Raw genomic sequence first — 15,969 nt, 5'->3', positions numbered from 1 at the left:
ATAAATAAATCGAATTTTTATTGATTTATTTATTCCAAAATAAAAATATTATTTACGAAACCCTTTACTGTATTGCGTTTTAATGATTTTATTTTATTATACCCAACCATTTTTGGAGAGTGAAAAAAAATTAAAAAAAGGAGATTTTTATTAGTCTATTATACAAATAGACTACTTTTTACTTACAGAAGACAAGTATTTTTCATGTAAAATAACACTCATCGGTTTTTTATGAACCTTTGCCTCAAGCCAACTTATTATATCTAAATAGGCGAATACCCTAGTTTCAAAACGATTACGCTCTAAATCTTTTATTTTATGCAGAAATAACTCTAATTCATGTTGCAACATTGATTTTGAAACGTGGAACGACTTCCTTAAAAACTTAAACATAGCATCTTCCACCACCGTAAAACTTTCTTTTTTTGACATAAACCTGTAAACAGATTTTGTCAACGATTCCATCAATTCATAATTACCTAACTCAAAATGAGCAATAAGGTGCATTAAACGGGCATAGCTTTGTAAATCGTTTCTTACTTCACCGCTTTCATTAATAATTTTTTGGAGATAATCAATACATACATCATAATTACCATCTCCAAAATACATACTGGCAATTTTATAGTTAAATACCATAATGCGATGCTCATCAATAAACAAAGCATCTTCTTCTAACTGTTGCAAAATGGCTGGCACTTCTGCAATACCTTCTTTAAATGTTCCCAACATATTATGCTGGTTAATTTTGGCACTATTTATATAAATGAAAGCTTGGGTTCTAAAATTATCATGCAACCGAACCCTATCCGTTTTTGCAAATGCTTCAAACTGCTTTAATACTTTATCAAACCTGTGAAAACTTCTCAAATCAAATAAGGCATTCAATAATGTATGAAAACCTTTTATGTAGTGGCCCGTTTCAACCCTCACCATCATAGGTTGTTCATCAAATAAATTCACCCACTTTTGAGCATATTTAAAATACAATAAAAAATCTTGCAATATATAGGCATACCAACTATAGCTTTGGTATAAATACAATCTTTCATAAAAGCCTTGCGCTTCCCATGCATTTGCAGGCAATTGTTCTTCTAAATATGCTTTTACATTTTGTACATCGGCAGCGTTTCTTACATGTCCGTTTTTTATAAACCAACTGTGCAAAAGCATTACTAAATTACTGAGCCTTGAGAGGTTGTCAATTTTATGGTTCACCTCGTTAATTTCTGCAGTTAACAACTCTGCCCTCAACTGCATCGATCGATTGATATGTAAGGTTTCAATCCTTTTTTCTAAAGTGATGGCTTGTAATAAAAAATTTACCTTTTGATTGGCTTTGGCTGTTTCTTTGGCCTTATCTAAAATTTTTAAACTTTGGTGGTATAGCCCTTTTTTGTAAAGTATATGAGCATAATCAAATTGTTCATTGAGCTGCAAATCAATACTATCAGCACTTTTAAGCAATCGCAAGCTAGCTAATAGCTGTTTGTACAAATGTACTTTTATATTGGCCAACTGCGGTTTTTTAATACTCTTAAGCTTTTTAAGCAACACCGCTTCATCGTAAGAAGTTAATTTATCTAAGGCATCAAACAGCTCTATAATTTTTAAATCTTCGTTACCTGAATTACGTTTAATGAATAATTTAAAATGACGTTTTTCAGACTTCTCCAAAGACTGCACCAATTGAAACAACGTATCCGTGAATGTATTGGTCATATTAAAAATTTAATGCCTTATAAAATATCGATTGACACTTTACAATTTTTACAAAGATGTAATAAATATTTTAAAAATAGTAATATACTATACTGAAACGATAGACTGATAAAAAAATTCATATTAAAAATAACTAACCTTTAAAAGCCAACCAAAAATCATCGCTTTGTAGTACTTATTGATTAAATTTGGAAAGATGTGCCACAGCACAATCAACCCAAACAAATATTAATTGAATATGAAGAAATTATTAAGTCTTATAACATTTACCATCATTATTACAAATGTAATTGCACAAGCAAATACGAATAAGCAAGATGCTGCATTTGATGCTTTTAAAGAACGATTTATTTTAGCCCTTTGGCAACAATACCCCAATTGGGCCAGCAGTGAGGGTTTTCATAAATATGATGCTGTTTTGAGCATACCAGATCAAACAACTCGTAACAGTAATAATTCATTTTGTAAACGCTATTTAGACTCACTCAAAAAATTTGATACCAAAAATTTATCAGTAAATAACCAAACAGATATTGCACTCATTCAAAATAAATTAACATCATCTATTTGGTACAATACTACTTTTAAGGCATATGAATGGAACCCAGCACAGTATAATGTTTGCGGACAATTTGCCGTAATGTTAGCGGATGATTATGAACCGTTAGATAATCGCCTTCGCAACTTTGCAAAAAAAATGGATGGCATTAGTGCCTACTACAAAGCAGCAAAGGCAGCTATTAATAACCCTACTGTTGAACATACCCAATTAGCTATTGCTCAAAACAAAGGTGGACAATCTGCTTTTAAACAAGACCTGCAAGCCGCTCTTGAAAAATCAGGTTTAACAGACAATGAAAAAGTAGCCATTACAGCTAAAGCTGCAGAAACTGTTGCTATTATTGATGACTACATTAATTTTTTAACCAACCTCAAAAACCCAACGCCAAGGAGCTTTCGCATTGGTTTAAATTTATACAGTAAAAAGTTTGAATACGATATTCAATCAGCTTATACAGCTTCGCAAATATTTTCATTTGCGGTACAAGAAAAACAAGCTTTGCACATAAAAATGTACCAACGTACCAAAAAGTTATGGAGTAAATATTTTGCTCAAACACCTATGCCAACTGATACTTTAATAGCCATCAGAAAAATGATTGATACCTTATCTATCAACCATGTTAGTGCTGCTGCTTTTCAAACAGAAATTGAAAAACAAATACCGCAATTGGTAGCGTTTGTAAATGAAAAAAACTTACTCTATCTCGATCCTTCAAAACCTTTGGTAGTACGTAAAGAGCCAGATTACATGGCTGGTGTTGCCGGAGCATCCATATCTGCACCGGGCCCTTACGATAAAAATGCTAATACATATTATAATGTTGGTAGCATTGCCAATTGGGATGCTGAAAGAGCCGAAAGTTATTTAAGGGAATACAATGAGTACATCTTACAAATTCTCAATATACACGAAGCAATTCCTGGTCACTATACACAGTTAGTATATTCTAACCAATCACCGAGCATCATCAAAGCTATTTTAGGTAATGGCGCTATGGTAGAAGGTTGGGCCGTATACACAGAACGTATGATGCTCGAAAATGGCTACGGTAATTTTGCAGATGAAATGTGGCTGATGTATTATAAATGGAACCTACGTACCGTTTGTAATACCATTTTAGATTACAGTGTGCATGTAAATAATTTAAGTAAAGAAGCTGCCATCAAATTATTAATAAACGAAGCGTTTCAACAAAAAGCAGAGGCAGAAGGCAAATGGAAAAGAGTTTCCGTTTCGCAAGTACAACTTTGCTCATACTACACCGGATATAAAGAAATTTATGATTTAAGAACCGCCCTTCAAAAAAAGCAAGGCAGTCAATTCAACCTTAAAAAATTTCATGAAACATTTTTAAGCTTCGGTAGTGCACCCGTAAAATACATTAGCACTATTATGAACCCATAATTTAAAAAAAATACAAAACTGCTTTAATTCACTTTAAAGCAGTTTTTTTATGCACCTACACACACATAACCGTTTAATAAGCTTTTACTTTGCACTATATTTCAATTGTGTATTATGAACAATAGCCCATTAGCAGAACGTTTACGTCCGCATACTTTAGATGCATTAATTGGCCAGCAACACTTAACAGGAAAGGGCAGTATTTTAAGAACCGCAATTGACAGTGGTAAAGTACCTTCAATGATATTATGGGGCCCACCAGGCGTTGGTAAAACCACCATTGCCAACATTATTGCCCATACTTTACAACAACCCTTTTATACGTTAAGTGCCATATCATCTGGCGTAAAAGATATTAGAGAAGTTATTGAAAAAGCACAAGCACAACAAGGCGCTATCTTATTTATTGATGAAATACATCGTTTCAATAAATCACAACAAGATGCACTGTTAGGTGCTGTTGAAAAAGGTACCATTACACTCATTGGCGCTACAACTGAAAATCCTTCATTTGAAGTAAACAGTGCCTTACTCAGCAGAAGCCAAGTGTATGTTTTAAAAGCTTTGCAAAAAGATGATTTAATTCAATTACTACATCATGCCATTAAAACTGATGCTCGTTTACAACAATACAACATCACCCTACAACAAACGGAAGCACTCATCAATATTTCTGGTGGCGATGCTCGTAAACTATTGAATTTACTAGATTTGGTGGTAGAAACTACCATTGCACAACAAAAAAATAATGACGTCATTATTACAGATGCTTTGGTAATGCAAGTAGCACAACAACGCATTGCACTGTACGACAAAAAAGGCGAACAACATTATGATATAATTTCTGCCTTCATAAAAAGTATGAGAGGTAGCGACCCCAACGGAGCCGTGTATTGGTTAGCTCGTATGATTGAAGCAGGTGAAGATGTAAAATTTATTGCTAGGCGTATGCTCATTTTTGCAAGTGAAGATGTTGGCAATGCCAACCCCAACGCATTGCTGCTAGCCAACAATACTTTTCAAGCAGTGGCCGTAATTGGGTATCCGGAGAGTCGTATTATATTATCGCAATGTGCCATATACTTGGCCACATCAGTGAAAAGCAATGCTAGCTACATGGCTATTAACGATGCGCTAGCAGCTGTGAAGTTGCAGGGCGATTTACCAGTACCATTACATTTACGAAACGCTCCCACAACACTAATGAAAAAAATGGATTATGGTAAAGATTATAAATATGCACACAACTACGAAAACAATTTTGCAGAACAAGAGTTTTTACCAGATGCTATCAGCAATACCACGTTTTACACACCGCAACAAAATGCAAGAGAAGAAGAAATTCGAAAATTTTTAAAAGTACGTTGGCAACATAAATATGGTTATTAGCAGGGGCTTTCAGCAGCAGTACTTTTAGCAACATGGGTTCGCTGTTCGCCTACAATATTTTGTTCGTTCCTCACAAAATGATTTTCGGCTAAACAGCGCAGCCCTTCAACAAATTTTAATAATGTAGCCAACAAGGCAACTAACAAAGAGAAAAATATGCAATGGCATTGTAAACATTTTAATGAATTAACCGCTCAAGAAATCTATTCAATTTTGCAAATACGAAGTGCCGTTTTTGTAGTGGAGCAAAACTGTGTGTATCAAGATGTTGATGATAAAGACACGAACGCTTATCACCTATTTGCAATAATTAACCAAGAGATAGTGGCGTATGCAAGGTTATTAGCACCAGGTATATCATATACAGAAGCTAGTATTGGCAGGGTTTTAACAGCACCAAAGCACCGCCAATATGGTTATGGAAAAATACTCATGCAACATGCAATTACACGTACACAACAATTATTTAATGTAGAGAGCATTAAAATTGGTGCTCAATTTTATTTGCTTCAATTTTATAATAGCTTGGGCTTTGTACAAACCAGCGATTTGTATGATGAAGATGGCATTGACCATATTGAAATGAAATGGATTGCAACACAATAAAATAATACCAGCGCCGTTATATACCTGAGAAAGCAAAATATATAACAGAAGCTGGTATTAATAAAGTAATTATAATCTTATACATTACTTACCTCTGAAACCACATCGATACTGATTTCGTTACTATTTTTTGCGTAACTTCTCAGCAAGTTTAAATTCTTCTTTAAGGTATATTGCTGTAAAACTTTCTTTTACATTAAGCATACCTTTGGGTTCACCTTGGTACAATACTTTACCACCGCCGCTACCCCCTTCGGGGCCAATATCTATTATATGATCGGCCACTTTTATCATATCTAAATTATGTTCAATTACCATAACGGTATTGCCTCTGTCAACTAATTTATTCAAAACATCAAGCAAGTGTTGAATATCTTCAAAATGCAAACCTGTGGTAGGTTCATCTAAAATATAAAATGTTTTACCCGTATCACGTTTACCTAATTCAGTAGCCAATTTAACTCGTTGTGCTTCGCCACCACTAAGGGTTACAGCACTTTGCCCTAGTGTGATATACCCCAAACCAACTTCTTGCAACACTTTAATTTTACGGTAAATAAAAGGTACAGCATTAAAAAATTCAACAGCAGTATCAACTGTCATATCTAACACATCACTAATAGATTTTCCTTTATATCGAATTTCAAGTGTTTCTCTATTATATCGTTTACCGTTACATTTTTCACAGTGCACATACACATCTGGTAAAAAGTTCATTTCAATTGTACGCATACCACCACCTTCACATACTTCACATCTTCCACTTTTTACATTGAATGAAAACCTACCGGCATTGTAGCCTCTAATTTTAGCTTCAGGCACCGCAGCAAACAAGGTTCGTATATCAGTAAAAAAACCACAGTAAGTAGCAGGGTTACTCCTTGGTGTACGACCAATGGGGCTCTGATCAATTTCAATCACTTTATCTACATGCGCTAACCCACTTATTGACTTATAAGGCATTGCTGCACCTTTACTGTTATAGCAATGCGTAGCTAGTAAAGGGTATAAAGTCTCATTTACCAATGTTGATTTTCCACTACCGCTAACACCTGTTACTAAAATCATTTTACCCAATGGTAATTGAACGGATACATTTTTTAAATTATTGCCCGTTGCTCCTTTTAATTCTATAAAAGCTCCATTACCTTTTCTTACTTCTTTGGGTATGGGTATCCATTTTTCGCCTTTGAGGTATTTCGCAGTTTCTGAACCTGATGCTAGTACTTCTGCTGGTGTACCTGCGGCAACAACAGTACCACCGTAGGTTCCAGCTTTCGGACCAATATCTATTAAATGATCGGCAGCTAACATGATGTCTTTATCATGCTCTACCACCAAAACACTATTACCAATATCTCTCAAGTTTTGTAATGCCGTAATTAACCTTGTGTTATCACGTTGGTGTAAACCAATACTAGGTTCATCTAAAATATAAGTAATGCCTTGCAACTGACTACCTATTTGTGTAGCAAGGCGTATACGTTGGTATTCACCTCCGCTTAAACTTTTTGAAGGACGATATAAAGTCAAATATGTTAAACCTACGTTTATTAAAAAAGATAAACGTTCCCTTATCTCCTTCAACAAATCTTTGGCAATCGTATTTTGTTTGGCATTTAAACGTTTCTCCAATTTTTCAAACCAATTAAACAAAACATCTAAATCCATATTGCTGATATCAGCAATATTTTTTTCATCAATCTTAAACCATAAGCTTTCTTTACGTAACCTAGTACCAGCGCAACTTTGACAGGTACTTAATTTCATAAATTGTTCCGCCCATTCTCTTACACTTTCACTTGAAGTACTGGCGGTAAACCATCTTTTAACCATCGTAACCACCCCTTCATATTCTGTTTGATAAAAGTTTTCTGAAGGCTGTTCCATATCCATATCAACCTCGGTACTCACAGCAACTTCATCAATGGTTTCTTTACCATACAATAACACATTTAATGCTTTTGTTGGCAAATCTTTTATAGGTTTGTCTAAAGCTATTTTATATTTTTTTGCAATACCTACCACTTGCTTATAAGTAAACGCTTCTCTTTCTTCGCCCAATGGTGCTATACCACCAGCTTTTACGGTTAAGGTATTATCAGGTATAATGGCATCCATATCTATCTGATAAACGGTACCCAAGCCTTTACAAACAGGACAGGCACCGTATGGCGAATTAAATGAAAATGCATTTGGCGAAGGTTCTTCGTAACTAATGCCTGTATCAATACACATGAGTTGCTTACTGTACTGTGCCAACTCTTTGTCGTCGTTTACTAAAATAAACAACAAATCTTTACCCATTTGTAAGGTACGTTGCACACTTTGGCTCAGCCTAAACTTCATATCATCTGTAACCTGCAAACGATCAACCACAACTTCAATATCATGTACTTTGTAGCGATCAACTTGCATACGAGGCACTAAGTCAAGCACTTCACCATCAACCCTCACTTTTAAAAAACCTTTTTTTCTAATATCTTCAAACAGCTCTCTGTAATGCCCTTTACGGCCACGTACCAAAGGTGCTAACAGACTAATTTTTTTATTGGCATATTTTTTATAAACAGATTGTACAATTTCTTCTTCAGAAAACTTCACCATTTTTTTACCGGTGTTGTAACTGTAAGCCTCCCCCACTCTAGCATACAGCAAACGCAAAAAATCGTAAATCTCTGTAATGGTACCCACAGTACTACGTGGATTTTTATTAGTAGTTTTTTGTTCAATTGAAATTACTGGAGAAAGACCCGTTATTTTATCAACATCTGGTCGTTCCATATCACCCACAAATTGCCTAGCGTACGCTGAAAAACTTTCCATATAACGACGTTGCCCCTCGTTATAAATGGTATCAAATGCCAACGATGATTTACCGCTACCACTTACACCAGTAAAAACCACTAACTTATTTTTGGGAATACTGATATCAATATTTTTTAAATTGTGCTCTCTTGCACCAAACACTTCAATCATTTCTGCTGCCGCTATTGGCAAAGCCTTCGTTGCTTTTTTTGTAGCCATAATGTTACTCCTTGTGGTAAAGATACAAACAATATCAACGCTTCATTTTCTAAATAGGTAGTAAATATACATTACTTTAAAAAAAATAATTACACGTAAACCCTTATCCACATTGAATTATAGAATGCAACAACAACAATAAACAAAAATAAATTTGGAAATAAAATATAACCGACAATATATTTGCAATAGATCTTAACACATACTTATCAAGAAAGGTAGAGGGTAATGGCCCGATGATACCTTGACAACCTCCTTCAAATTTATTTGAAGAAAGGTGCCAAATCCATCCGCTGCAAAGCGGAAAGATAAGTCAGACACAGCTACTCAAAAATATTAACATATTTTAAAAAGCTCATCTGATGTATCGGATGAGTTTTTTTGTTTTATGCAATAGCTCATCTGGTATTACACTCACACTCTCTGATAAGTGTTATTTTATAAAAATTAAAAAACAAATATCATGAGCAACGCAACACAACTCATTCACAGCATTCCAACAGATCCATTAACTGGTTCATTAGCTGTACCTATTTACCAAACCAGTACGTTTGTACAAGAGTCGCCCGGTGTAAATAAAGGCTACGATTATGCAAGAAGTGGTAACCCTACAAGAGCCGCATTAGAAAAGGTGATAGCACAACTAGAAGCTGGCACCACAGGTATTGCATTTGGCAGTGGATTAGCTGCTATTGATGCTGTACTCAAACTTTTAAAAGCCGGCGATGAAATAGTAGCGGTTGATGATATTTATGGTGGTGCATTCCGTTTATTTACGCATGTGTATGAAAAATTTGGTATTACCGTTCATTATACTGACACAACTGATGCTACAAACGTGTTCAATGCCATTACCCCAAAAACTAAGTTGATTTGGATAGAAACACCTACCAACCCAACCTTAAAAATTAGTGATATAAAAGCTATTGCAAAAATCGCTAAAGCGCATGCCTGTTGGCTTTGCGTTGATAATACTTTTGCTTCACCCGCCTTACAACAACCTCTTTTATTGGGAGCTGATATTGTAATACACAGTGCTACTAAATACTTGGGCGGACATAGTGATTTAATTGCAGGTTTGGTGGTTACAAAAGATGAAGTTTTAGGTGCTAAAATTAAATTTATTCAAAATGCTAGTGGTGCCATACTATCTCCATTTGATAGCTTTTTAGTAATACGTGGTATTGAAACTTTGCATTTGAGGGTACAGCAACATTGCAGCAATGCCCAAGCGGTGGCTGAATTTCTTGCAACGCATCCTCTTGTAGAAAATGTGTATTATCCCGGTTTAACATCACACACAAACCATAACATTGCCGCTTCACAAGCCAAAGGCTTTGGAGGCATTGTATCATTTACTTTAAAAAATGATACCGAAGCTGCAGCTGTTGCATTTGTAACCAATACACAATACTTTAAACTAGCTGAAAGTTTAGGCGGTGTAAAAAGTTTGCTTTGCCACCCAGCACAAATGACCCATAAATCAATACCAGTAGAGAAAAGAAGAAGTGCAGGTGTTACCGATAGTTTAATAAGGCTAAGTGTAGGTTTAGAAGATGCCGCAGATTTAATCAATGATTTAAAGCATGCTTTTAAAGCGGTAGCTACGCTTGAATCAGCCATCAAACAAACAACCAACATTTAAACTTAATAAGATGTCAAATTCAAAAAAATTACAAATTGGCTTAGTGGGATTTGGTGTAGTGGGTAAAGGATTGTATGATGTGTTACAAGCTACGCCAACATTGCAGGCCAACATCAAAAAAATATGTATAAAAAATGCTCAAAAAAAACGAGCAATTGATGCCTATTATTTTACTACAGCAATTAATGAGTTGTTAGATGATGAATCTATAAATGTAATTGTTGAACTAATTGATGATGCAACAGCTGCTTATGATATTGTTACCGCTGCATTTAAAAAAGGTAAACATGTGGTAAGTGCAAATAAAAAAATGATTGCAACACATTTTAAAGAACTTTTATTATTACAACAGCAGTATAAAGTAGCATTTTTATATGAAGCAGCATGTTGTGCAGGTATACCCATTATTAGAAATTTAGAAGAGTATTATGATAATGATTTATTATCGAAAGTATCTGGCATCGTTAATGGCTCAACCAATTTTATTTTATCAAAAATTGCAGCCGAGGGTTTAACTTTTGAAGAAGCCCTATATATTGCTCAACATGAAGGCTTTGCCGAAAGTAACCCTGCATTAGATATTGAAGGGCATGATGCAGCAAACAAATTAACCATACTAGCAGCACATGCTTTTGGAACCATTATTGCTACTCACGAAATTATTTATACTGGCATCACACAAATTAACCCAATCATTAATCAATGGGCAACACAACATGATTACACTATCAAACTATTAGCCCATGTTATAAAGGTGGATGATAGCTATTTCGCTGCATTTGTATTACCGCAACTCGTGAAAAAAGACAGTGATTTTTACAATGTAAACAATGAGTTTAATGCACTGGAAACCGAAAGTTGTTTTGCGGATAAACATTTTTTTAAAGGTAAAGGTGCTGGTGCTTTTCCTACAGCTGCTGCGGTGTTAAGTGATATTGCAGCATTGCGATATGATTACAAATACGAGTATAAAAAAATACAGTTGGGGCAACAAATTTCATTGACTTACAACTACCATTTAAACATCATCATAACAGCTAAAAGCCTTGAGCATATTAACTTACAAGCCTTTACTCAAATTGAAGTTTTAGAGCAAACCTCTTCGGCTGTTTTTATTAAAGGGAAAATTGCAGCACAACAACTCATCAAAAATAATTGGTGGAAAGAAAATGGGGTTTCACTTGTATTAGCTGCTGATGCTATTGCTGTACTTAACAATAAAGTAGCTATTCAATCAAGTACAGCAGCTGCAATTACATAATTTTTATAATTAGAAAAGGCTACCACTGGTAGCCTTTTCTAATATAATCTATCATTAAATGATGTTTATCTTCTTCCCATACCCGGCATACGGCCCATTGGCATTTTATTCATCATTTTCATCATTGATTTCATTTGCTCAAATTGTTTTAAAAACTGATTGAGTTCATTCAAATCTTTGCCACTTCCTTTTGCAATCCTATTTTTTCTACTTGGATTGATTAAATCAGGGTTACGCCTTTCTTCAATCGTCATTGAATTAATCATGGCTTCAATACCTTTAAAAGCATCATCATTAATATCAACATCTTTCAACTGTTTACCAACACCAGGTATCATACCCATCAAATCTTTGATGTTACCCATCTTTTTAATTTGTTGGAGTTGGGTTTTAAAATCTTCAAAATCAAATTGGTTTTTACGGATACGTTTTTCCAATTTTGCCGCTTCAGCAGCATCAAATTGTTCTTGCGCTTTTTCTACTAAACTCACAATATCACCCATGCCTAAAATACGCTGGGCCATACGCTCAGGGTAAAACACATCTAACGTATCCATTTTTTCGCCACTGCTCATAAACTTGATAGGTTTATTCACCGTGTACTTAATAGATAACGCAGCACCACCTCTGGTATCACCATCTAACTTGGTTAATACCACACCACTAAAATCTAACCTCTCATTAAATGCAGCAGCTGTATTAACTGCATCTTGACCGGTCATACTATCTACAACAAATAAAATTTCATGAGGGTTCACAGCTGCCTTCACGTTGGCGACCTCTGTCATCATTACTTCATCTACAGCTAAACGACCAGCAGTATCTATAATTATAACATTTTTGTTTTTTGAACGGGCTTCTTTTATAGCATTCTGTGCAATTGAAACAGCGTCTTTATTTTCTCTTTCACTATAAACATCTACCCCAATTTGACCACCCAATACTTCCAATTGATCAATAGCCGCCGGACGATAAATATCTGCCGCTACAAGTAAGGGTGATTTCCCCTTTTTGGTTTTAAGATAGTTAGCTAACTTACCACTAAAAGTTGTTTTACCAGAACCTTGTAAACCTGCAATTAATATGATGGCTGGGTTACCAGTTACATTAAATTCACTTTCAGTACCACCCATTAAAGCCGTTAATTCATCCTGCACAATTTTAACCATTTGCTGGCCAGGATTTACGGATAGCAATACTTTTGAACCTAGTGCGGTTTCTTTTACTTTATCAGTAAACTCTTTCGCAATTTTATAATTCACATCAGCATCTACTAATGCCCTTCTAATATCTTTTACCGTATTGGCAATGTTGAGCTCACTAATTCTACCCTCACCTTTTATATTTTTAAAAGCACTTTCGAGCTTTTCACTTAACGAATTGAACATAATAATTCTCTATTTAAAATAACCTAACCTAATGTATTATATACTAAATGCCGTATCAATAATTTCTGCTTGCTCTTTTGCATGAATTTTTGAATAGCCCGATGCCGTTGATGCACTTGCTTTTCTGCTGATGATATGGAAATTGATACCTTCAACATTCATACGTAAATAACTTGCAGCACCCATATTTAATGGCTCTTCTTGCACCCAATACCAAATAGCTTTACTGTATTTTTTGTACAACTCATCTAACTGGTGTTGTGGTAATGGATACAATTGTTCTAAACGAATAATGGCAACATCTTTACGTTGATCTTTGTCTCTTCTATCAGCCAAATCAAAATATATTTTGCCCGTACACAACAATACTTTTGTAACAGCCGTTGAATCAATATTGCTAACATCGTCTATCACTTCTTTAAAACCACCTTCAGTAAACTCAGTAACTGCACTGTATGTTGCTGGTAAACGCAAATTTGCTTTTGGTGAGAAGTTGATCAATGGTTTTCTAAATGGCCATGCTAATTGCCTGCGCAACATGTGGAAGAAATTAGCAGCCGTAGTTATGTTGGTTACTACAATATTTAACTCAGCACATTGTTGTAAAAAGCGCTCTAACCTTGCACTGCTATGCTCTGGCCCCTGGCCTTCGTAGCCATGCGGTAACAACATCACTAAACCATTCATGCGCTGCCATTTGGTTTCTGCGGCTGCAATAAATTGATCAATAATAATTTGTGCACCGTTTACAAAATCGCCAAACTGAGCTTCCCACAACACCAATGCGTTGGGGTTAGCTAGAGCGTACCCATATTCAAAACCTAAAACAGCGTATTCACTTAATAATGAATTGTAAATTCTGAAAGGTGATTGTGTTTCGTTGAAATGATTTAAACGGTTGTAGCCTTCATTGGTATTTTCATCATAAATAACTGCATGGCGATGGCTGAAAGTACCACGTTTAACATCCTGACCACTCATACGTACATCATTACCATCTAACAATAAACTAGCGTATGCCATTAACTCAGCTGTAGCCCAATCAATTTTTTGGGCATCAGCAAATAATTTTACTTTATCTGCAATTAACTTCTCTACTTTTTTTAATGGTTTAAAACCTTCTGGCCATTTCATTAAACCATCAAACAATTGCTTTACTTGCTCTTCTTTTATGGCGGTAATAGGAGAGCGTACAAAATCATCAGCCGTTGCTTTACGTAATTGGTTCCACCACTCTTCTGGTTTTTGGTACGTGTATGGTAATGGGTGTTGTTTTACTTCATCTAAACGCTCTTGCAACTGTGCCAAAAAGGTTTGCTCCATTTCTTTAGCAAGTGCCTTAGCATCTGGCTCACCATTTTCAATTAAATATTGGGTGTACACTTCCCTAGCATTCATGTGCTTATCAATTAATTGATAAAGCTTAGGTTGCGTAAACTTAGGTTCATCACCTTCGTTGTGGCCGTGCCTGCGAAAGCACACCATATCAATAAAGATATCGCTGTTAAATGTTTGTCTGTAACGAGTGGCTATTTCAGCTACTTTTACTACTGCCTCAGGGTCGTCGCCATTTACATGTAATACTGGCGCTTGCACCATTGCGGCAACAGAGGTACAATAATCTGCACTACGGGCATCATCAAAATCGGTAGTAAAACCAATTTGGTTATTAATAACAAAGTGAATGGTACCACCTGTATAATAACCTTTTAAATCGCTCATTTGTAATACTTCGTACACAACGCCTTGCCCGGCAACTGATGAATCGCCGTGTATTAAAATTGGTAACACTTTATCAAAATCGCTATTGTACAAAACATCTGCCTTGCTACGTACGTAACCAATAACAACTGGGTCAACGGTTTCGAGGTGAGATGGGTTAGGTGTTAGTTTTAAGTGAATTTTTTCGCCATCAAATGTTTCAACTTCGCTGCTAAAGCCCAAATGGTATTTTACATCGCCACTACCCATGGTGGTGTCGGGTGTTGCCGTACCTTCAAACTCAGTAAATATTTGTTCGTATGTTTTACCTAAAATATTAGCCAATACATTCAGCCTGCCCCGGTGAGCCATACCAATAACGGTTTCTTTTACACCTTCTTTTGCAGCGGTATTTATGATGGCATCTAAAGCGGCAATAGTACTTTCACCACCTTCTAAACTAAAGCGTTTTTGACCAATATATTTTGTGTGTAAAAACTTTTCAAACATAACGCCTTCATTCAATTTTTGAAGAATGCGTCTTTTTTGTTTGATGGCAATGGGTTGGTGAAAATTAACTTCCATTTCGTTTGCCAACCAGTGTATTTTTTTTAGATCATTCAATGCGCTGTATTCCACCCCAACATGGTGTGTGTACGATTTTTTTAGATGATCAACAATTTGTTGTAAAGTAGCTTTGCCTAGGTTTAAAAATTTACCAGCTTCAAAGGTGGTGTTTAAATCAGCTTCAGACAAACCTAAATCAGCCAATGCAATGTTAGCGTGCCTGTTTTTTCTTTCACGTATCGGATTGGTTTGCGCCACCAAATGCCCTTTTTTTCGGTACGCTTGTATTAATTGGTATACTGCAAATTCTTTATCCAGATTAGTGATGGCTACATTATTTGTAACACTTGAAGTTTGCTTTGTTGCAATCCCGTTATTAACAGCAAAGTCGAACCCTTCAAAAAACTTTTTAAATTCAGCATCAACGCTTTCAGGGTTTTTAATATAATCGTTGTATAAGTTTTCTACATACGATGGATGCGAACTAGTGATATATTGAAAATCCTTCATTTTAAACTACTTATAATAATTTTGAAAAATATTGCGTTGAAATTGGGTGCAAATATCGGATTTTAACCGTTGAAAATGAGCAACATTTGCAGAAACACTCAAAAAAAGTGGGCACATTTAAAAATAAAATGTAGTAAAAGTTGCTGGTTTAAAGAATAATCCTATCTTTGCAGCCCAAAAATAA

At 35.3% G+C, this 15,969-nt stretch carries 9 protein-coding genes and 1 riboswitch; of the genes, 5 read left to right on the top strand and 4 right to left on the bottom strand.

Annotation, left to right across the window (positions count from 1 at the left end):
* Positions 1-171: 171 nt before the first annotated feature.
* Positions 172-1,722: a hypothetical protein gene (locus ACFOWM_RS11555; protein WP_379710199.1), complete on the bottom strand. Its 1,551-nt coding sequence runs from the start codon at positions 1,720-1,722 to the stop codon at positions 172-174.
* A gap of 238 nt (positions 1,723-1,960) precedes the next feature.
* Here ACFOWM_RS11555 and ACFOWM_RS11550 point away from each other — a divergent pair, with 238 nt between their 5' ends.
* The 3 genes from ACFOWM_RS11550 (at position 1,961) to ACFOWM_RS11540 (ending at position 5,686) form a co-directional block, all read left to right on the top strand.
* Positions 1,961-3,691 (top strand): DUF885 domain-containing protein, encoded by a 1,731-nt coding sequence (locus tag ACFOWM_RS11550; protein WP_379710196.1) that lies wholly within the window; start codon positions 1,961-1,963, stop codon positions 3,689-3,691.
* 114 nt (positions 3,692-3,805) lie between these two features.
* Complete coding sequence (locus ACFOWM_RS11545) at positions 3,806-5,080, top strand: replication-associated recombination protein A (RefSeq protein ID WP_379710193.1); 1,275 nt, start codon at positions 3,806-3,808, stop codon at positions 5,078-5,080.
* Between the two features lie 156 nt (positions 5,081-5,236).
* A complete protein-coding gene (locus tag ACFOWM_RS11540) occupies positions 5,237-5,686 on the top strand; it encodes a GNAT family N-acetyltransferase (RefSeq protein WP_379710190.1) in 450 nt (149 codons plus the stop codon).
* A gap of 123 nt (positions 5,687-5,809) precedes the next feature.
* On the opposite strand, the gene uvrA is transcribed toward ACFOWM_RS11540, so the two are convergent.
* Positions 5,810-8,713, bottom strand: a complete 2,904-nt coding sequence (gene uvrA, locus ACFOWM_RS11535; RefSeq protein ID WP_379710188.1) for an excinuclease ABC subunit UvrA — start codon at positions 8,711-8,713, stop codon at positions 5,810-5,812.
* A gap of 203 nt (positions 8,714-8,916) precedes the next feature.
* A riboswitch (SAM riboswitch) is annotated at positions 8,917-9,028 on the top strand.
* A 148-nt stretch (positions 9,029-9,176) separates the two neighbouring features.
* Here uvrA and ACFOWM_RS11530 point away from each other — a divergent pair.
* Together ACFOWM_RS11530 and ACFOWM_RS11525 are read left to right on the top strand one after the other, a co-directional pair.
* Positions 9,177-10,358, top strand: a complete 1,182-nt coding sequence (locus ACFOWM_RS11530; RefSeq protein ID WP_379710185.1) for a trans-sulfuration enzyme family protein — start codon at positions 9,177-9,179, stop codon at positions 10,356-10,358.
* Between the two features lie 10 nt (positions 10,359-10,368).
* Positions 10,369-11,619, top strand: a complete 1,251-nt coding sequence (locus ACFOWM_RS11525) for a homoserine dehydrogenase (RefSeq protein ID WP_379710183.1) — start codon at positions 10,369-10,371, stop codon at positions 11,617-11,619.
* A gap of 65 nt (positions 11,620-11,684) precedes the next feature.
* Here the strand turns inward: ACFOWM_RS11525 and ffh are convergent, their stop codons facing one another.
* Both ffh and ACFOWM_RS11515 read right to left on the bottom strand, forming a co-directional pair.
* Positions 11,685-13,007 carry a signal recognition particle protein gene (gene ffh, locus ACFOWM_RS11520; RefSeq protein WP_379710180.1) on the bottom strand — a complete coding sequence of 441 codons (1,323 nt, stop codon included), beginning with the start codon at positions 13,005-13,007 and terminating at the stop codon, positions 11,685-11,687.
* 36 nt (positions 13,008-13,043) lie between these two features.
* Positions 13,044-15,785, bottom strand: a complete 2,742-nt coding sequence (locus tag ACFOWM_RS11515) for a 2-oxoglutarate dehydrogenase E1 component (RefSeq protein ID WP_379710178.1) — start codon at positions 15,783-15,785, stop codon at positions 13,044-13,046.
* Positions 15,786-15,969 lie beyond the last annotated feature (184 nt).

It is taken from the genome of Ferruginibacter yonginensis (assembly GCF_042651465.1).
Taxonomy (GTDB): Bacteria; Bacteroidota; Bacteroidia; order Chitinophagales; family Chitinophagaceae; genus Ferruginibacter; species Ferruginibacter yonginensis.
This window is presented reverse-complemented; position numbering and strand designations above follow the sequence as displayed.